Raw genomic sequence first — 14,529 nt, 5'->3', positions numbered from 1 at the left:
ACCGAACGGTACGCACGGTGCTGTGAGAGGACGGCGGTTAGTCACCGCCTCCTACTCGATTTTCAGAGCAGAGCCTGCCTCATATCTTCAGGCATGGGAGAGGTAAAAAGCATGGGCTTTCCCGTGATGGGATGGGAAAATTCCAGACGGCAGGAATGCAGCGCCTGGCGATGTATGAGGGTCATATCCGGATTGTATAAAAAATCACCGATTATCGGATGGCCCAGATACTGCATGTGTACACGGATTTGATGTGTGCGGCCTGTTTCCAGATGGAGGGAAAGCAGGGAGCAGCCATTTGTTTCCTTCAGGACACGATAATGAGTAACGGAAGGCTCTCCGTTTTGAAAATCCACCATCCTCATGATGGCAGAGTCGGGCTTCCTTCCCAGAGGTGCGTTTACCGTGCCGGAGGGAGGAAGCCCGGTTCCGCTCACGATAGCAAGATATTCCCTCTTTATTTCACGTCGGGAAGCCATGACGGAAAGGATGCTGCTGCTTACCATATGCTTGGCGATGATTGTCAGACCCGTGGTATCTCTGTCAAGCCGGTTGACGCATCGGAATATGAAAGGCACGCTCTGGGATGAAAAATACCATGCCAGACCGTTTGCCAGGGAATTTTCATAATTGTTCATGGAAGGGTGGACAGGCATATCCGCCGCTTTATCAAGAACCATAAGATCCTCATCCTCATAAACAATATGAAGAGGGAGAGGAACAGGAGGGATTTTTTCAGACACCTTTTCTTCCCATATATTCACTGTGAGGATATCCCCTTCCTTCAAGTGGTGAATTACATAGGCCGGCATATTGTTTATCAGGATTCCCTGTTCGTATTTTTTCAGCTGTACCAGATTCTGGCCGGAGTAATGTTTCCTTTTCAGGAATTGTTTTACAGTAAGGCCGTCTTCTAGGATGCCGATTTTATATTGGATTGTTCTTTTCATTTTTTTCATTTCCTTTATTCCCGCAGACAGCGAAGCAAACGGGTACGCCGTCTGTCTGCCTGGTGACTGCCGCACATTTTATACCGGGCGGCAGGATTCCTTTCATTATATAATATTCCGGATGATTCCGCACCCTGAAAAAATCCGGAAGTGTAACGGTTTGGCCCCGTTTTGCCGTCCGGGTTTTGCTCGCTGCCGGAAAGCCTTCCGGTTACGCTGTTTCTGCATTTTAATCCGGGGCGATAGGCATAATTGCATAAAACACAAATTTTTCACATTTTAAACAAAAATTAGAAACATTTTCCCGTTAAAATGCAAATATGCTTAACGCGTAAATAATTAACAAGTATATAATTAGCATGTTAACAGATACGCTTCGAGGACGGATGATTGAGGAGGAGACGGATGAAGAGGAAGGATGGGCCAAAAGGACTGGACAGGAGAAAGAAAATTGCTTTAGGGGTGATTCCCATAATGGCACTGGCATTGATGGGCGGTGTTATTTTTTTGACAGTGCAGAAGGGCGGAGCGGATCAGACGGGACAGATGGGAGGGCCGGGAAGGGCAGATGGTTTCGGAGAAAACGTGATAACAGCCAGCGGCAGTACATCCGTGGGAATGCAGGAAGAAACCTTTGATCTGGATTACATAGAAACTGAATTGAAAATAGAAGAGGTGTATCTGTCTTCAGGGGACGAGGTGGAAGAAGGAACTCCCATTCTGAAGCTTACGGACGAAAGCGTGGAGGCGGCCCGCAGGGAATTGGAGCAGAAGTCTGTTCAGGCGTCTCTGGATTACAGACAGCAGCTTCTGGACAGTGAAGAAGAAAAGATAACCGCAAAGCAGACCTATGATACAAGCATGACAAAGGGGACGTATGCTTCCTATACTTATGAGGAATCCCTGAAAGAGTACGCGGATAAGATCAGTGATTTGCAGGAACAGGTGGAAGAAGCGCAGGAGCTGGTAAATGAATATACGGATTCCGTGGAAAATGATTATTACTATTCTTATTATGAAGTGGCTGAAAAAAAAGAAGAATTTGAAAAAAGCTTTGCTGCCCTGATGCAGCTCTATGAAGATTGGGATATTCCAGGTCTGGAGGATCACTACAGAACAACGGCGGGCAGCAGTTCCTCTGCTTCAGGACAGTCAGTTTCCTCCGGTCAGTCCGGATCCTCCGGCCAGCAGGCAGCGGGCGGAGGCCAGGCCGGAAGCGGGGCCGGCCTCACCTCGGAAAACAATTACACGAAGCTCACAGTTTATAACCTGCTGGATGAAGAAGTACAGGAAAATGAAAAAATATACGATCAGGCGGCAGAAGATTATGAAGCGGCAAAGAAAAAAGCGGAAAGCTCACTGGCCCAGGCACAGAGCAATCTTAAGCTGCTGAATACCCAGCTGGAAGAAGCACAGATTGCCTATGATAAACAGCAGGTAAGCAGTCAGAGTGATTATGATGCGGCAGCAGCAGAGAGCAGTTCTGCACAAGAAGTTTATGAAGCGGAACTCAGCAGGATTGAGGAAGAAACAAGTGTGGCCCTTAATGAGAAGGAAGAGGCCCGGGAGAATCTTCAGGAATTTGAGGATACGATAGGAGACGGCTGCCTGTATACCCAAAGTGCCGGAACCGTAATGATGGTAGGGGTAAGGGCGGAATCCGCAATTTCAGGAAACAGTATGGTACTGGCTTACAGCAATCCGGAAACGGTGACGGTGACAGCGTCGGTGGACCAGTCGGATATCGCGTCCGTTTCCATAGGAGAAAGTGTGACGGTGGAAATTTCTGATCATGGAACCTTCCGGGGAACCGTAAGCAAGATCAATCCGGTATCTCAGTCCAACAGCAAATCCAGTATTTATTATTCGGTTACCATAGAGCTGGCCGGAGATATCAGCGGACTGTCCCAGAATCTGTCGGCTGCCGTATATTTCGGAATCCCGGAGTCGGAAGAGGAGGCTGTAAATGAAACAGAAACACAGGAATAAAAAATTTGTCATTAAGCTGATTCTTGCAGGTACGGCATTTCTCGCGCTGGCTGCCGTATGTGTCTATACGGTTTTCATACGGCCAAGGCTCACCGGGGACACTGTAATATATAAGGAAAGCAAGGTACAATATGGTGATTTGGTTCAGGGTATTAATGAAAGCGGAAGCATAGCCCTTCAGGAGAGCCATATTAATTATGAACTGGATATCAATTATTCAGAAGATGATGAGGATGAGGACGAGGAGGAAGAGGCCAGCCGCTATCTGCAGATAGAAGAGGTTTATGCCGTACAGGGCCAGCGTATGCAGGAAGGGGATCCGCTGTTTAAGCTTTCCCAGGACAGTATTGCAGCAGTCCGGCGCAAGCTGCAGAAGGCAAAGTCAGAGGCACAGCTGGAGCTTGCTGAAGCGGTGAGTGAATATAATACCCAGGCAGGAAGTGCCAAAAGTACCTACAGCGCTTCCAAAGCGGAAGCGGATACGGCTTCCCGTACCTATGACACCTCCATGAACCGCCTGCAGCAGGAGATTGAACTGCTTTACGGGGATATCCAGGTACTGGAGGCGGAAATAAATGACTATAACGAAAAGCTGACGGATGAGGATACCCTGGAGGAATACAGTGACTTAAAATATGCCTATGAGACAGCACAAAAAAAGCTGGATGATACGGATATCTCCAGTGTGGCGGCCTATACGGCAAATTACTCCAGTCTCCAGAGTGCGAAGACCGCATTTGAGAATCTGGACAATACCCTGCAGGGCTACCGTGACAGCATAGAAGAAAACCAGGAACAGATTCTGGAGAAGCTGGATGAAATAAACAATTCCCAGACCAGCCTTCCCCAGGATGAAATGTCCGCGCAGCAGTCCTATGACAGCGCCGTGCTGGGAGGGAAGCTGGCAGGTGATATTTACGGTTATACACTTGACGCTCTTCAGGATACTGTGGATGAAGCCCGGACCGCTGTGAACGAAGCACAGGAGCTGCTGGAAGATTTTGAAGCCTTTGTGGGAACCGACGGGATTGTCTATGCGGACGGAACCGGGCTTGTTACGGAAATTGCCTATGAAGCAGGGGATAAGCTGATGAATACAGGCGTTATGCTTTCCTATGTGACCCGGGATGCATATACCATAACTATTGATGTGTCGGAAGAAGATATTTCCTATATTAAGGTGGGGGATAGCGTGGATATTGAATGCAATGCCTATCCCGATGAGATATATGAAGGGACGGTAAGCGCAATTACTACATCTGCCGACAGCAGCTATTCCACGACGGTCAATTATCCTGTTACCGTGCGGATAGAAGGCGATACCGGCAGGCTGTATGGAGGAATGACCGCGGATATTACCTTTGTGACCGACAGTATAGAGGATGTACTCTACGTTTCCGCAAAAGCGATAGTGACAGGAGAAGATGGCTGTACAGGTGTCTATGTAAAAAATACGGAAGGGGAAATGGAATGGAAAGCGGTGGAAACCGGATTTTCCAATGGCTCTGAAATAGAGATAACAAGCGGGCTTTCCGAGGGAGATACGGTTTATATTGCCAGTACGGTCAGCGCAGGACAAAGTGAGGAAAGCCTGAGGCAGTCAGGAGCCTCCCTGACACAAGAACCTGCCGGGGATATGACAGGAGGAGAAGAAAACGGACAGCAGGGATTCCCGGATTTCATGCAGGCGCCCGGAGAAAATCCTCAGGGAAATTCCGGCCAGGCCGGCGGCACCGGTTTCGGCGGCCCGGGAATGCCATAAGGAGGGAGAACAGACGTGGATAAAAAGAAAAGGATATGGATTGGAACAGGCGTCTGCCTGGTGCTGGCTGTTGGCTGTGGAATCGGCTTCCTGGCTGCATATGGAAACAGCGATGAAGTTACCTACCGGGAAGTGCAGGCGGAGTATGGAGAACTGACCGTGGGTCTGGAAGAAAGCGGCAATGTGACGGTAGGGACAACGGAGCAGACATTTGATTTGGATCTGAGCGCCTACACAGGAGGAAGCACGGACAGCTTTTCCTGGGGACAGGGCGGAGGCATTTTTCAGGGGATGGGAGGTACCGGCAGTTCCGGTTCTTCCTCCTCTTCTTCCAGAAACCTGGTGATAGAAGAAGTTCTGATAAGCGAGGGACAGGAAATAACGGAGGGAGAACCTATTTACAGACTTACCGAAGAGAGTATCAATACGATCCGGGAGGAACTGAGCAGTGATGTTTCCGATGCCGAGGTTACTCTTGCAAAGACGAAAACACAGAAACAGATGACGGATCTGACAGCAAAACAGGACTATGAAACAAATGTGGCCTATGGAACGCTTGCAGATGCGGAATATCAGAATGCAGTCACCAAACTCACAGATACGGCGGCGGAAATCGAGGAACAGATTGCCGATATCAATGAAGAACTGGCGGAACTGAATACGCAGCTGGCCGAAAGTCAGGCAGAACTGGAGACAGAAAAGAAGGTCCTGGAAAACGGGGAATTTGTGGTGAGCACTACGGATATTGTTTCCGACGCCTACGGATGGATTACTGCGGAGAATGCAAGGGAAGAGGCTGACGCTGTAGTGGAATCCCTGGAGGATACCATAGAAGAAACCACGGATTCCATCCTCGAAAAACAGAAGGAGCTGGCAGAGCTTGAGGACAGCCTGACAGGAGCCGAACGGGATTTGGAATTGGGAAAAATTGATGCCCAGGCCCAGCTGGATAAGAGAAACCTGAAATACCGGACAGCATCGGAGGCCTATAATGTGAGTGTGGAGCTGAGTGATTTCGAAGCCGATACGGCTCAGGCAGATTACGATGATGCCAGGGGCAAGCTGGATGAATTTGACGCTTATCTGACTGATAATGTCATCACAGCCGGCTACAGCGGCGTTGTGACAGAGGTTTCCCTGGAGGCAGGGGATACGGTGAACTCAGGGAATACGCTGCTTATACTGAATGATTATGATGAGGTTACGGTAACTGTTTCCGTGGAGGAATCCGACCTTGCCAATATCAGGGAAGGGGATTCTGTGAATGTTTCCGTCGCCTCTTATCCGGACGATGATTTCACCGGTGTTGTGGAGGATATCGGAGAGTCCACATATAACAGTTCCACAGGAACAACCTATGTGGAGATCAGCGTGAAGCTGGGAGGGGAAACCTCTAAGCTTTATGAAGGAATGACGGCACAGATAACGTTTATAACGAAAGAAACGGAAACGGTGACCTATGTGTCCAACAGGGCAATAATCAGGGAAAATGGGAAGTCCTATGTAAAGAAAAAAGAAGCGGACGGCAGTATTAGCAAACAAGAGGTAACCACAGGCTTCTCCGATGGTGTTAACGTGGAAATCAAAGAAGGGCTTTCAGAAGGCGACACGGTCCTGATAGAAAGTAAGGTGAGCGATTCATGAAAGTGACAGAGATACTGCGGCTTGTCTGGCTGAATTTATCAGCCAACAAATCAAAGGTCATTCTTACCTCAACGGGGATTATCGTAGGGGCGGCCACTATTATGCTGGTAATCGCTATCGGTACGGGCGGAAAAGAGGAGGTTGCGGAGCAGTTTAAAAATCTGAATGCCGGGGCCATTGATATATCCTATGAATATCAGGGAAACAGCGGCAGGCCCGGAGGCGGATCAGGAATGCCCGGAGGAGGCGGCGGAATGCCGGGAGGTGCTTTTGGAGGAAGCGGAGGCTTCAGCTTCGGAGGAGGAATGTTCATGATGGATCAGAGCCAGAGCAATTCGGAACGGATCACCCTTTCGGAATCCGATATGGAGGATCTGGAAACCTTCGTCCCCGGAATCGCCCGTACGACCATGAGCTTTTCCACTACCTCCGCAGTGGATGGAGGAGAGCTGGAAAGCAGTACCTCTTATACCATTGCGGGTGTCCTGAGCAATTATGCCGGAATCAGCAATCTGGAAATGGCATTGGGGGATTTTCTGACGGATGAGAATAATACCTATAAGGAGAAAGTCTGTGTTCTGGGCTCCAATGTGGCGAAGACAGTTTTCGGAAGTGTATATGATGCCTATGACGGTACGGTTTATATTGATAACCGGCCCTATCAGGTCAGCGGAATCATCAGTGAAATGGGAACCGTAGCCTCCGGAATCAGCCCTGATGACGCCATATATATCCCGTATAATACCGGAGTGAAATATTTATCCAGCACTGGTGTCAGCCCCACAATAACGGTTATTGCAGAAAATGTGAATGAGGTGGAAACTATAATTGCCAATATAGAGCAGGTTCTGGCGGAAAGCTATCCCAATGCGGAGTTTACCATCTCTGACGCGGGAAGCAAGATGGAAGCCGCATCCAAATCCAACGATACGCTCACCATGCTGCTTATCTGCATGGCGGTAATCGTATTCATTGTAGGCGGGCTTGGCATTATGAATGTCCTGTTTGTTTCCGTAAAGGAAAGAACCAATGAAATCGGTATTCTGAAGGCGATCGGCTGCTGCAAAAGGGATATCCTGGCGGAATTTTTAATGGAGGCCAGCTGTATCAGCCTCGTGGGTGCCATTCTGGGAGTTATGCTTGCGCTGGGTATCACGCCGGCCCTGGAATATTTCGGAGTGAGAGTGGAGCTTTCTGTATCAGGAGCGGTACTGTCCCTTATCTTTGGTGTGCTGACCGGTACGATTTTTGGGTTCTATCCGGCGTACCAGGCATCCAGCCTGATTCCGGTCGCGGCGCTTAACCATGAATAAAGGAGAGAATCCGATGGAACAGAATAGTAAGAAAAAGAAGAAAAAAGGGAAGAAAAAAATAGTGACAGGCATGGTATGCTTCTGTCTTCTTACGGCAGCAGGAGGAATCCTTTTCTGGCAGAAACAGGAGGCGGATGCTTCGGAGAGCGTGATTGAAATTACTGCGGGACAGCAGGAGGAGATTATATATGCTCAGATTGACAGTATTGTGGGCAATGATCTGGAGCTTTCCCTGGCAGAAAAAGAGAAGGTATCCGCCGGAGGGGACGGGAAAGGAATGCCGGCTCCGGAGGAGGAAGAATCGGCGGAAAGCAGCGTTCAGATTGATCAGACCGGGTTTCCCGGTCAGGCAGGGCAGAACAATCAGGGTGGACCGGGAGGCTTTGCGCCGGCTGAACAGGGCGGCTTTCCGGGCAGTACCCAAGCTGCAGGCAGCACAGGACGCCAGGGAGGCGGCATGGATTCTTCGGCCTATACCCTCACGGGAGAGACAAAGAGCCTTGAGGTGCCGGTAGGCACGGAGGTGATTACCAAGCTGGGAGTGGTGACTACATTTTCACGGCTGTCCTCCGGAAATATCATTGCTGTTTTGCTGGAAGAAGGAACCGATAATATTCTGAAAATTTGGATTGTATCATAGAGACATGCGTAAATACTCCGTATATGTTCGGAGATACATGGCAGGGAGCCGATATGGAAAACGACAACGAAATCATGATTGTAATGAAGAATATCAACAAAGGCTATATGCTGGGAGAAGAAAAGGTCCCGGTGCTGAAGGATGTATGCTTTCAGGTGAAAAAAGGGGAATTCGTGGCAATTTTGGGGCCTTCCGGTTCAGGGAAAACAACGCTGATGAATATCATAGGCTGTATGGATATCGCGGATTCCGGCGAATATTTCCTGGACGGCAATGCGATTCATGAAATGGAAGAGAGTGAACTCAATGACGTAAGAAATAAAGAGATCGGGTTTATCTTCCAGAATTATCAGCTGATATCCACCTATAATATTCTTCAGAATATTATCATGCCGCTGGTGGTGAGAGGCATGTCCTCCGGTGAAGCGGAAGAAAAATGTATGGATACTATCCGGCTTCTGGGGCTGGATCACAGACTCCGCCATAAGCCCTCCGAGCTTTCGGGAGGGCAGAAACAGAGGGTTTCGATCGCGAGGGCGCTGGTGGGGGAGCCTGCCATTCTGCTGGCGGATGAACCTACGGGAGCTTTGGACAGAGCGAGCGGGCAGGAGGTGCTGAAGCTGTTCGGAAAGCTGAATTCCATGGGGCATACGATTGTCATGATCACCCATGATCTGAATGTGGCAAAGTCGGCAGGACGGATCGTACATATCATAGACGGAGAACTGAGCGAGGATGAAAATTAATTCCTCTGCTCCGGATATCGTTTACTTCACCGGGATTATCCTTTATAATTAGGACAAGAGGAGGACTTGGCCTATGAATAAAAAGATATTTCTGACATGTCTGGCAGCAGGTATTCTTGTTTTTCTGCTGCCCGCCCGGGAGGTAAAAGCAGCGGAGAACCAGACGACGGAAGATTATTATTACCAGCTGCTTATAAATGGTGAGTATCCTTATAATACGGCGGCGAATGCCGGAACCGGCGTACCTGTGCCGGCGGGAGGATGGGAGCAGATGGTGGCGATGGCAAACCAGCAGCTGACTCAGGCAGTGGCCCGCCAACAGTCTCTTGAGGCAGCCAGACAGAACCTGGATGTACAGCTTCAGGCGGCGTCACAGGCAGTGGTTCAGGCCCAGGCTGCGCTGACAGCGGCCCAGCAGGCTTATGCGGCGGCCCTTCAGGCGGCGGCCTACAGCCAGCAGGCGGCTCTCTTGAATCAGCAGGCAGCGCTCAGCAATCAGGGGACAGCAGGCGTACCGCTGACGGCTCCGGCTTTGACAGCGGATACAATTCTGCAGGTCCAGAATCTGCTCAATTTTTATGGCAGCAGCTGCAGTCCTACCGGGGTATATGATGCCCAGACGCAGGCGGCCCTGTTTCAGTTCCAGACAAAATACGGGCTTGCGGCGGACGGAACGATCAACGCCCAGGTTCTTCAGCTGTTCGGATTAGGATAATCCTTCCCGGACAGAAAAGAGTAAAAGTTCAAAAAAAGCGGAAGCCTCCGGATGAAACCGGGAGAGCTTCCGCTTTATCGTTCTGTATGCAATATCAGCTGGATTTTACTTCTTTCCATAACTCGTTGTAGAGGGAATCCGCATCATCACCCAAATAGGTGAAGGTTTCCAGATTATTGTATTCGTCCAGGTTAGGGAACGCAATTTTGGAATTCCGGATATCTTCGTCCTCTATCAAATCCCTTGCGGCATCATTGGGAGTGGAATAGGTGATATACTCAAAATTCTTCAGGGCGATTTCAGGACGGCACATAAAATCAATGAATTTTTCTGCATTTTCCATATTAGGCGCATTTTTGGTGATTACCCAGGAATCGATCCAGACATTGGTTCCTTCCTTGGGAACGACATATTCCAGATCCGGGTTTTCACGCTGGGTATAAATGGCCTCTCCGGAATAAATGACGCCGATAGCCGCTTCATTGCCGATCATTTTATCTCTGACCTGATCGATGACATAGGCCTGTACAAGAGGCTTCTGTGCGATGAGGGAATCCCTGGCCGCGTTCAGTTCATCGGGATTGGTGGAATTCATGGAGTATCCGTTCAGTTTTAAGGCAACCATAAATGCGTCACGTACGGAATCCTGCATCAGTATATTATCCTGATATTTTTCATTCCAGAGAATGGACCAGCTGTCCACGGGATCGTCAACCATAGTCTTATTGTACAGAATTCCAACGGTTCCCCAGCAGTAAGGTACGGAATATTTGTTCTCCGGATCGAACTGCTTTGACTGTTCCCAGTACTGTTCGCCGATATTTTTTTTCGCATTGGGAATGTTGTCGTAGTTCAGTTCTGCCAGCAGATCATTTTCAATCATTTTCTGGATCATATAATCGGAAGGGCAGACAACATCATATTTGGAAGCCCCGGCTTCGATTTTGGGATACATGATTTCGTTGGTTTCAAATTCATCATAAATAACCTTGATGCCGGTTTCCTCTTCGAACATGGAGATAGTCTCCGGATCGATATATTCTCCCCAGTTATAAACGACAACCTCTCCGTTGGAAGCGGCGGAGGCGGATCCGCAGGCTGTAAGGGGAAGAACAGCCAGGGACAGCGCAAGCAGCAGTGAAAGACATTTTTTCATTTGGTTTCCTCCTCATAGTAGTTGGTGCCGGCCTATTCTTTGTCCTGTTTGACCGGAGCTTTATTTACGAGTAAAAGCAGAATGAGTACAGTGACAAAAATAATTGTGGAAAGGGCATACATTTCCGGTTTTATCCCTTTTTTGACCTCGGTATATATCTTGGTAGATAAGGTATCGATACCGGGGCCCTTCGTAAAGTGGGTGATGATAAAATCATCCAGGGACATGGTGAAGGCCATGAGGAATCCGGAGAGGATGCCAGGCAGCAGATCTGGGAAAACAACCTTGAAGAAGGCTTTAATCCGGGATGCGCCCAAATCCATGGCGGCTTCAAAGGTACTGGGATTGAGCTGTTTCATACGGGGCATGATGCTTAAAATGACATAAGGAATATTAAAGGTGATATGGGACAGCAGGATCGTGCCGAACCCAAACCGTACTCCCAGGCTGATAAACAGCAGCATCAGCGAAATACCGGTTACAATTTCCGCATTCAGCATGGGGATATTGGTAATTCCCATCATGATGGCCCGGTTCCTTTTTTTCATTCCATTGATGGCGATACAGGCGATAGTTCCTATCACAGTGGCTATGGCCGATGATAAAAAAGCGATGAGCAGCGTGTTGTAAAGAGCTTCCAGAATGATGCTGTTTTGGAAAAGCTCGGAGTACCATTTCAGCGTGAAGCCTCCCCACTTGGCCCGGGTACGGCTGGCATTGAAGGACAGGACCATCAATGTGACGATGGGAGCGTAAAGGAAGACAAAAATAAGGCCGATATATATTTTCTGTAAAAGGGTTTGTCTTGTTTTCATAAGGTCTGGCCCTCCCCTTCTTTATCAAAGACAGAGGTGATAATCATATTAAGGATAATGAATATCATTAATACGATGGAAAGACCGCTGCCCAGGTGCCAGTTGCTTGCCTGTGTGAATTCCTGCTCAATGACATTGCCGATGAGGAGGATCTTGCTGCCTCCCAGCAGGTTGCTGATGACGAAGGTTGTCAGAGCAGGGACAAAAACCATGGTAATGCCGCTGATTACGCCGGGAAGGCTTAAAGGAAAGGTGACGCGCAGGAAGGTCTGCAGGCCGTTGGCGCCTAAATCCCTTGCCGCATTTACCACGTTCGGATCAATTTTTACCAGGACATTATAAATCGGAAGCACCATGAAGGGCAGAAAATTATATACCATGCCCAGTACGATGGCTGCCGGGGTATTGATAATATTCAGCGAAGGCAGATGCAGAAAGGCGAGAATGGAGTTAATCACTCCCGTTTTTTCCAGCAGCGTCTGCCATGCAAGGGTTCTGAGAAGAAAATTCATCCACATGGGAAGAATAAATATCAGAACAATAAAGCTGTGCTGGTTCACATTCATATTGGCCAGAATCATGGCAAGAGGATAGGCCAGCAGAAAGCAAATCAATGTACTGATAAGCGACAGGGCGATGGAAAGCCATAAAGCTTTGGAATGCTCCGCGCTGGAGATTGCCGCAACATTGGCCAGGGTGAATGCGCCGGTTTTATCCGTGAGTCCATAGTAAAAAACCATGCACAGCGGGATAATGATAAAAGCGACAGACCAGAATATGTAGGGCCCTGACAGCAAATGCCTGTATTTTTTATTATTCATCAATGGCTGTGGCCTCCTCATCCTCAGATTCCGGCTTGTGCATGATCTGGATATTGAACGGATCCACCTTAATGCCTACCGGAGTGCCTACAGGATACATGCCGGTGGAGTGTACCAGCCATTCGAAACCATTGGCGGTAACCTCCATTTCATAATGGACGCCCTTGAAGATCAGGTGGGTAACCACTCCGCGGATAAGGCCGTCTTCCGGGGACACAAGCTCCACATCCTCAGGACGGATAACCGCATCGACAGGCTTGTTGGTTCCAAAGCCCGTGTCCACACAGGGGAAAGTTGCATCCAGTATCTTCACCAGCTTATCCTGGATCATCACTGCATCAAAAATATTGCTGTCACCGATAAAATCTGCCACGAAAGCATTTTCCGGCTCATTGTAAATGTCTTCCGGCGTGCCGATCTGCTGGATATATCCCTGGTTCATGACGACGATGGTGTCCGACATGGTGAGGGCTTCTTCCTGATCGTGGGTCACATAGATAAAAGTGATTCCCAACTCGTTCTTCAGGCGGATAAGCTCGTACTGCATATCCTGCCGCAGCTTCAGATCCAGAGCGCCCAGAGGCTCATCCAGGAGAAGGACCTTGGGTTCATTGACAATGGCCCTTGCGATGGCGACACGCTGCTGCTGTCCGCCGCTCAGGGAATCAGGCATGCGCTTTTCATAGCCGTCCAGGTTTACCAGCTTCAGGGCATATTTAATTTTATCGTTGATATAGGACTTGCTTTTTCCCTTTATTTTCAGGCCGAAGGCGATATTCTCCGCAATGTCCATATGGGTAAAAAGGGCATATTTCTGAAAAACAGTATTCAGCTGCCGTTTATTCGGGGGAAGATTGGTAATATCCTTCCCATCAAACAGAACCTGCCCCTTATCCGGTGTCTCAAAGCCTCCGATAATCCGCAGAGTCGTGGTTTTTCCGCATCCGCTCGGGCCCAGCAGAGTCAAAAACTCATTTTCCCGGATATAAAGATTCATATCGTCCAGAATAAGGGAAGAACCAAAAGATTTTGAAATATGCTGTAAATCAATCAGCCTGTTGCTCATATGCTTGCTCCGTTTCTCCGCTCTGCGGTAGGTGAATAGTGGAAGGCAGGCGAACCTGTCTTAAAAACTGGGCGGGCTGCTTACCCAGATAAGGGAAGCGCCGGTTTTTTCGTTAGCGGTGAGGTAATGGGTGGAATTCGGGGTAAAATAAAAGGATTCCCCCTTTTTGGCGCGTATGGCCCGTTTCCCTATGTGGATGGTTACGCTTCCGCTCAATATATAACCGAATTCCTCTCCTTCATGAGGATTGTCCGGATAGGTGGAACCTCCCGGTTCCAGGGTGAGCCGGATGGGCTCCATAATGTTTTTCTGGGCATTGGGGATGATCCATTCCGTTCTGTTCCTGCAGGCTTCATCCGTCTTTTCAAAATAATCGGAAGATGAGAAGACGATCTGTTCCTCTGTTTTCTCACTGAAAAATTCATTGAGATCCGTGCCCAGCACCTGGAGGATATCTACCAGGGTGGCGATGGAAGGAGAGGTGAGATCCCTTTCCAGCTGGGAAATAAAGCCTTTGGAAAGCTCTGCCCTGTCGGCAAGCTCTTCCTGGGTCAGCCCCTTCTGGACTCGGAGCTCCTTTAATTTGTTTCCTATATTCATATGGTAACCGGCCTTTCCTGAAAAGAACATATAATAAACTTAAAGTTTACTGACACTAAACAAGACGCTGATACCCATTATACTGAAATCCTGTTAAATGTCAATGCTGTAAGGATAAATTCCAGGTAAATTTTTACGGTGGGTCCCGTAGAATGTTCCCGCGGAGCCGTGTGCCCTGAGAGAGTGCCCGCCCTGCGCCCCGTTCTCTCTGCAGGAGCCGCCGCCTTGCAAGGTTCCTGTGCAGGCACGCTCTCGCTCGGATAAATTCGCAGCGGTACTAAGGCTGCAAAGGACGCAGCCTAAGGACCGGCG

Annotated in this window: 11 protein-coding genes and 1 pseudogene; 7 read left to right on the top strand and 5 right to left on the bottom strand. The window is 48.9% G+C overall.

Annotation, left to right across the window (positions count from 1 at the left end; translation table 11 throughout):
- Positions 1–62 precede the first annotated feature (62 nt).
- Positions 63–950 (bottom strand): RluA family pseudouridine synthase, encoded by an 888-nt coding sequence (locus tag BLA28_RS16535; protein WP_069158221.1) that lies wholly within the window; start codon positions 948–950, stop codon positions 63–65.
- A gap of 405 nt (positions 951–1,355) precedes the next feature.
- Here BLA28_RS16535 and BLA28_RS16530 point away from each other — a divergent pair, with 405 nt between their 5' ends.
- From BLA28_RS16530 to BLA28_RS16500, 7 genes are all read left to right on the top strand, one after another.
- Complete coding sequence (locus BLA28_RS16530; protein ID WP_069158220.1) at positions 1,356–2,939, top strand: HlyD family efflux transporter periplasmic adaptor subunit; 1,584 nt, start codon at positions 1,356–1,358, stop codon at positions 2,937–2,939.
- A complete protein-coding gene (locus BLA28_RS16525) occupies positions 2,917–4,701 on the top strand; it encodes an efflux RND transporter periplasmic adaptor subunit (RefSeq protein WP_069158219.1) in 1,785 nt (594 codons plus the stop codon). Before BLA28_RS16530 ends, BLA28_RS16525 begins: the two co-directional genes overlap by 23 nt.
- 15 nt (positions 4,702–4,716) lie before the next feature.
- Positions 4,717–6,345 carry an efflux RND transporter periplasmic adaptor subunit gene (locus BLA28_RS16520; protein ID WP_069158218.1) on the top strand — a complete coding sequence of 543 codons (1,629 nt, stop codon included), beginning with the start codon at positions 4,717–4,719 and terminating at the stop codon, positions 6,343–6,345.
- Positions 6,342–7,658, top strand: a complete 1,317-nt coding sequence (locus tag BLA28_RS16515; RefSeq protein WP_069158217.1) for an ABC transporter permease — start codon at positions 6,342–6,344, stop codon at positions 7,656–7,658. The genes BLA28_RS16520 and BLA28_RS16515 overlap by 4 nt, the downstream gene beginning before the upstream one ends.
- A 13-nt stretch (positions 7,659–7,671) precedes the next feature.
- On the top strand, positions 7,672–8,298 hold the full coding sequence (locus tag BLA28_RS16510; RefSeq protein ID WP_069158216.1) for a hypothetical protein: 627 nt from the start codon (positions 7,672–7,674) through the stop codon (positions 8,296–8,298).
- A gap of 53 nt (positions 8,299–8,351) precedes the next feature.
- Positions 8,352–9,044, top strand: coding sequence for an ABC transporter ATP-binding protein (locus BLA28_RS16505; protein ID WP_009252345.1), 693 nt, complete (start codon positions 8,352–8,354; stop codon positions 9,042–9,044).
- Between the two features lie 73 nt (positions 9,045–9,117).
- Positions 9,118–9,759: a peptidoglycan-binding domain-containing protein gene (locus BLA28_RS16500; RefSeq protein ID WP_069158214.1), complete on the top strand. Its 642-nt coding sequence runs from the start codon at positions 9,118–9,120 to the stop codon at positions 9,757–9,759.
- Between the two features lie 94 nt (positions 9,760–9,853).
- Here BLA28_RS16500 and BLA28_RS34695 read toward each other — a convergent pair.
- From BLA28_RS34695 to BLA28_RS16475, 4 genes and pseudogenes are all read right to left on the bottom strand, one after another.
- Positions 9,854–11,730, bottom strand: a pseudogene (locus BLA28_RS34695) (extracellular solute-binding protein).
- On the bottom strand, positions 11,727–12,551 hold the full coding sequence (locus BLA28_RS16485; protein WP_176726834.1) for an ABC transporter permease: 825 nt from the start codon (positions 12,549–12,551) through the stop codon (positions 11,727–11,729). Before BLA28_RS16485 ends, BLA28_RS34695 begins: the two are co-directional and overlap by 4 nt.
- A complete protein-coding gene (locus BLA28_RS16480; protein ID WP_069158212.1) occupies positions 12,544–13,617 on the bottom strand; it encodes an ABC transporter ATP-binding protein in 1,074 nt (357 codons plus the stop codon). Before BLA28_RS16480 ends, BLA28_RS16485 begins: the two co-directional genes overlap by 8 nt.
- Positions 13,618–13,677: 60 nt before the next feature.
- The gene (locus BLA28_RS16475; protein ID WP_009252351.1) at positions 13,678–14,217 is read right to left on the bottom strand and encodes a helix-turn-helix domain-containing protein; all 540 of its coding nucleotides are present in this window, start codon (positions 14,215–14,217) and stop codon (positions 13,678–13,680) included.
- Between the last annotated feature and the right edge of the window lie 312 nt (positions 14,218–14,529).

The sequence above is a fragment of the Eisenbergiella tayi genome (assembly GCF_001881565.1).
Taxonomy (GTDB): Bacteria; Bacillota; Clostridia; order Lachnospirales; family Lachnospiraceae; genus Eisenbergiella; species Eisenbergiella tayi.
Note: the sequence above shows the minus strand (reverse complement) of the source record. Positions and strands in the feature narration are given on the sequence as shown.

Coding starts and splice junctions, on each gene's coding strand:
- BLA28_RS16535 (WP_069158221.1), bottom strand. CDS start 950: ATGAAAAGAACAATCCAATATAAAATCGGCATCCTAGAAGACGGCCTT.
- BLA28_RS16530 (WP_069158220.1), top strand. CDS start 1,356: ATGAAGAGGAAGGATGGGCCAAAAGGACTGGACAGGAGAAAGAAAATT.
- BLA28_RS16525 (WP_069158219.1), top strand. CDS start 2,917: ATGAAACAGAAACACAGGAATAAAAAATTTGTCATTAAGCTGATTCTT.
- BLA28_RS16515 (WP_069158217.1), top strand. CDS start 6,342: ATGAAAGTGACAGAGATACTGCGGCTTGTCTGGCTGAATTTATCAGCC.
- BLA28_RS16510 (WP_069158216.1), top strand. CDS start 7,672: ATGGAACAGAATAGTAAGAAAAAGAAGAAAAAAGGGAAGAAAAAAATA.
- BLA28_RS16505 (WP_009252345.1), top strand. CDS start 8,352: ATGGAAAACGACAACGAAATCATGATTGTAATGAAGAATATCAACAAA.
- BLA28_RS16500 (WP_069158214.1), top strand. CDS start 9,118: ATGAATAAAAAGATATTTCTGACATGTCTGGCAGCAGGTATTCTTGTT.
- BLA28_RS16485 (WP_176726834.1), bottom strand. CDS start 12,551: ATGAATAATAAAAAATACAGGCATTTGCTGTCAGGGCCCTACATATTC.
- BLA28_RS16480 (WP_069158212.1), bottom strand. CDS start 13,617: ATGAGCAACAGGCTGATTGATTTACAGCATATTTCAAAATCTTTTGGT.
- BLA28_RS16475 (WP_009252351.1), bottom strand. CDS start 14,217: ATGAATATAGGAAACAAATTAAAGGAGCTCCGAGTCCAGAAGGGGCTG.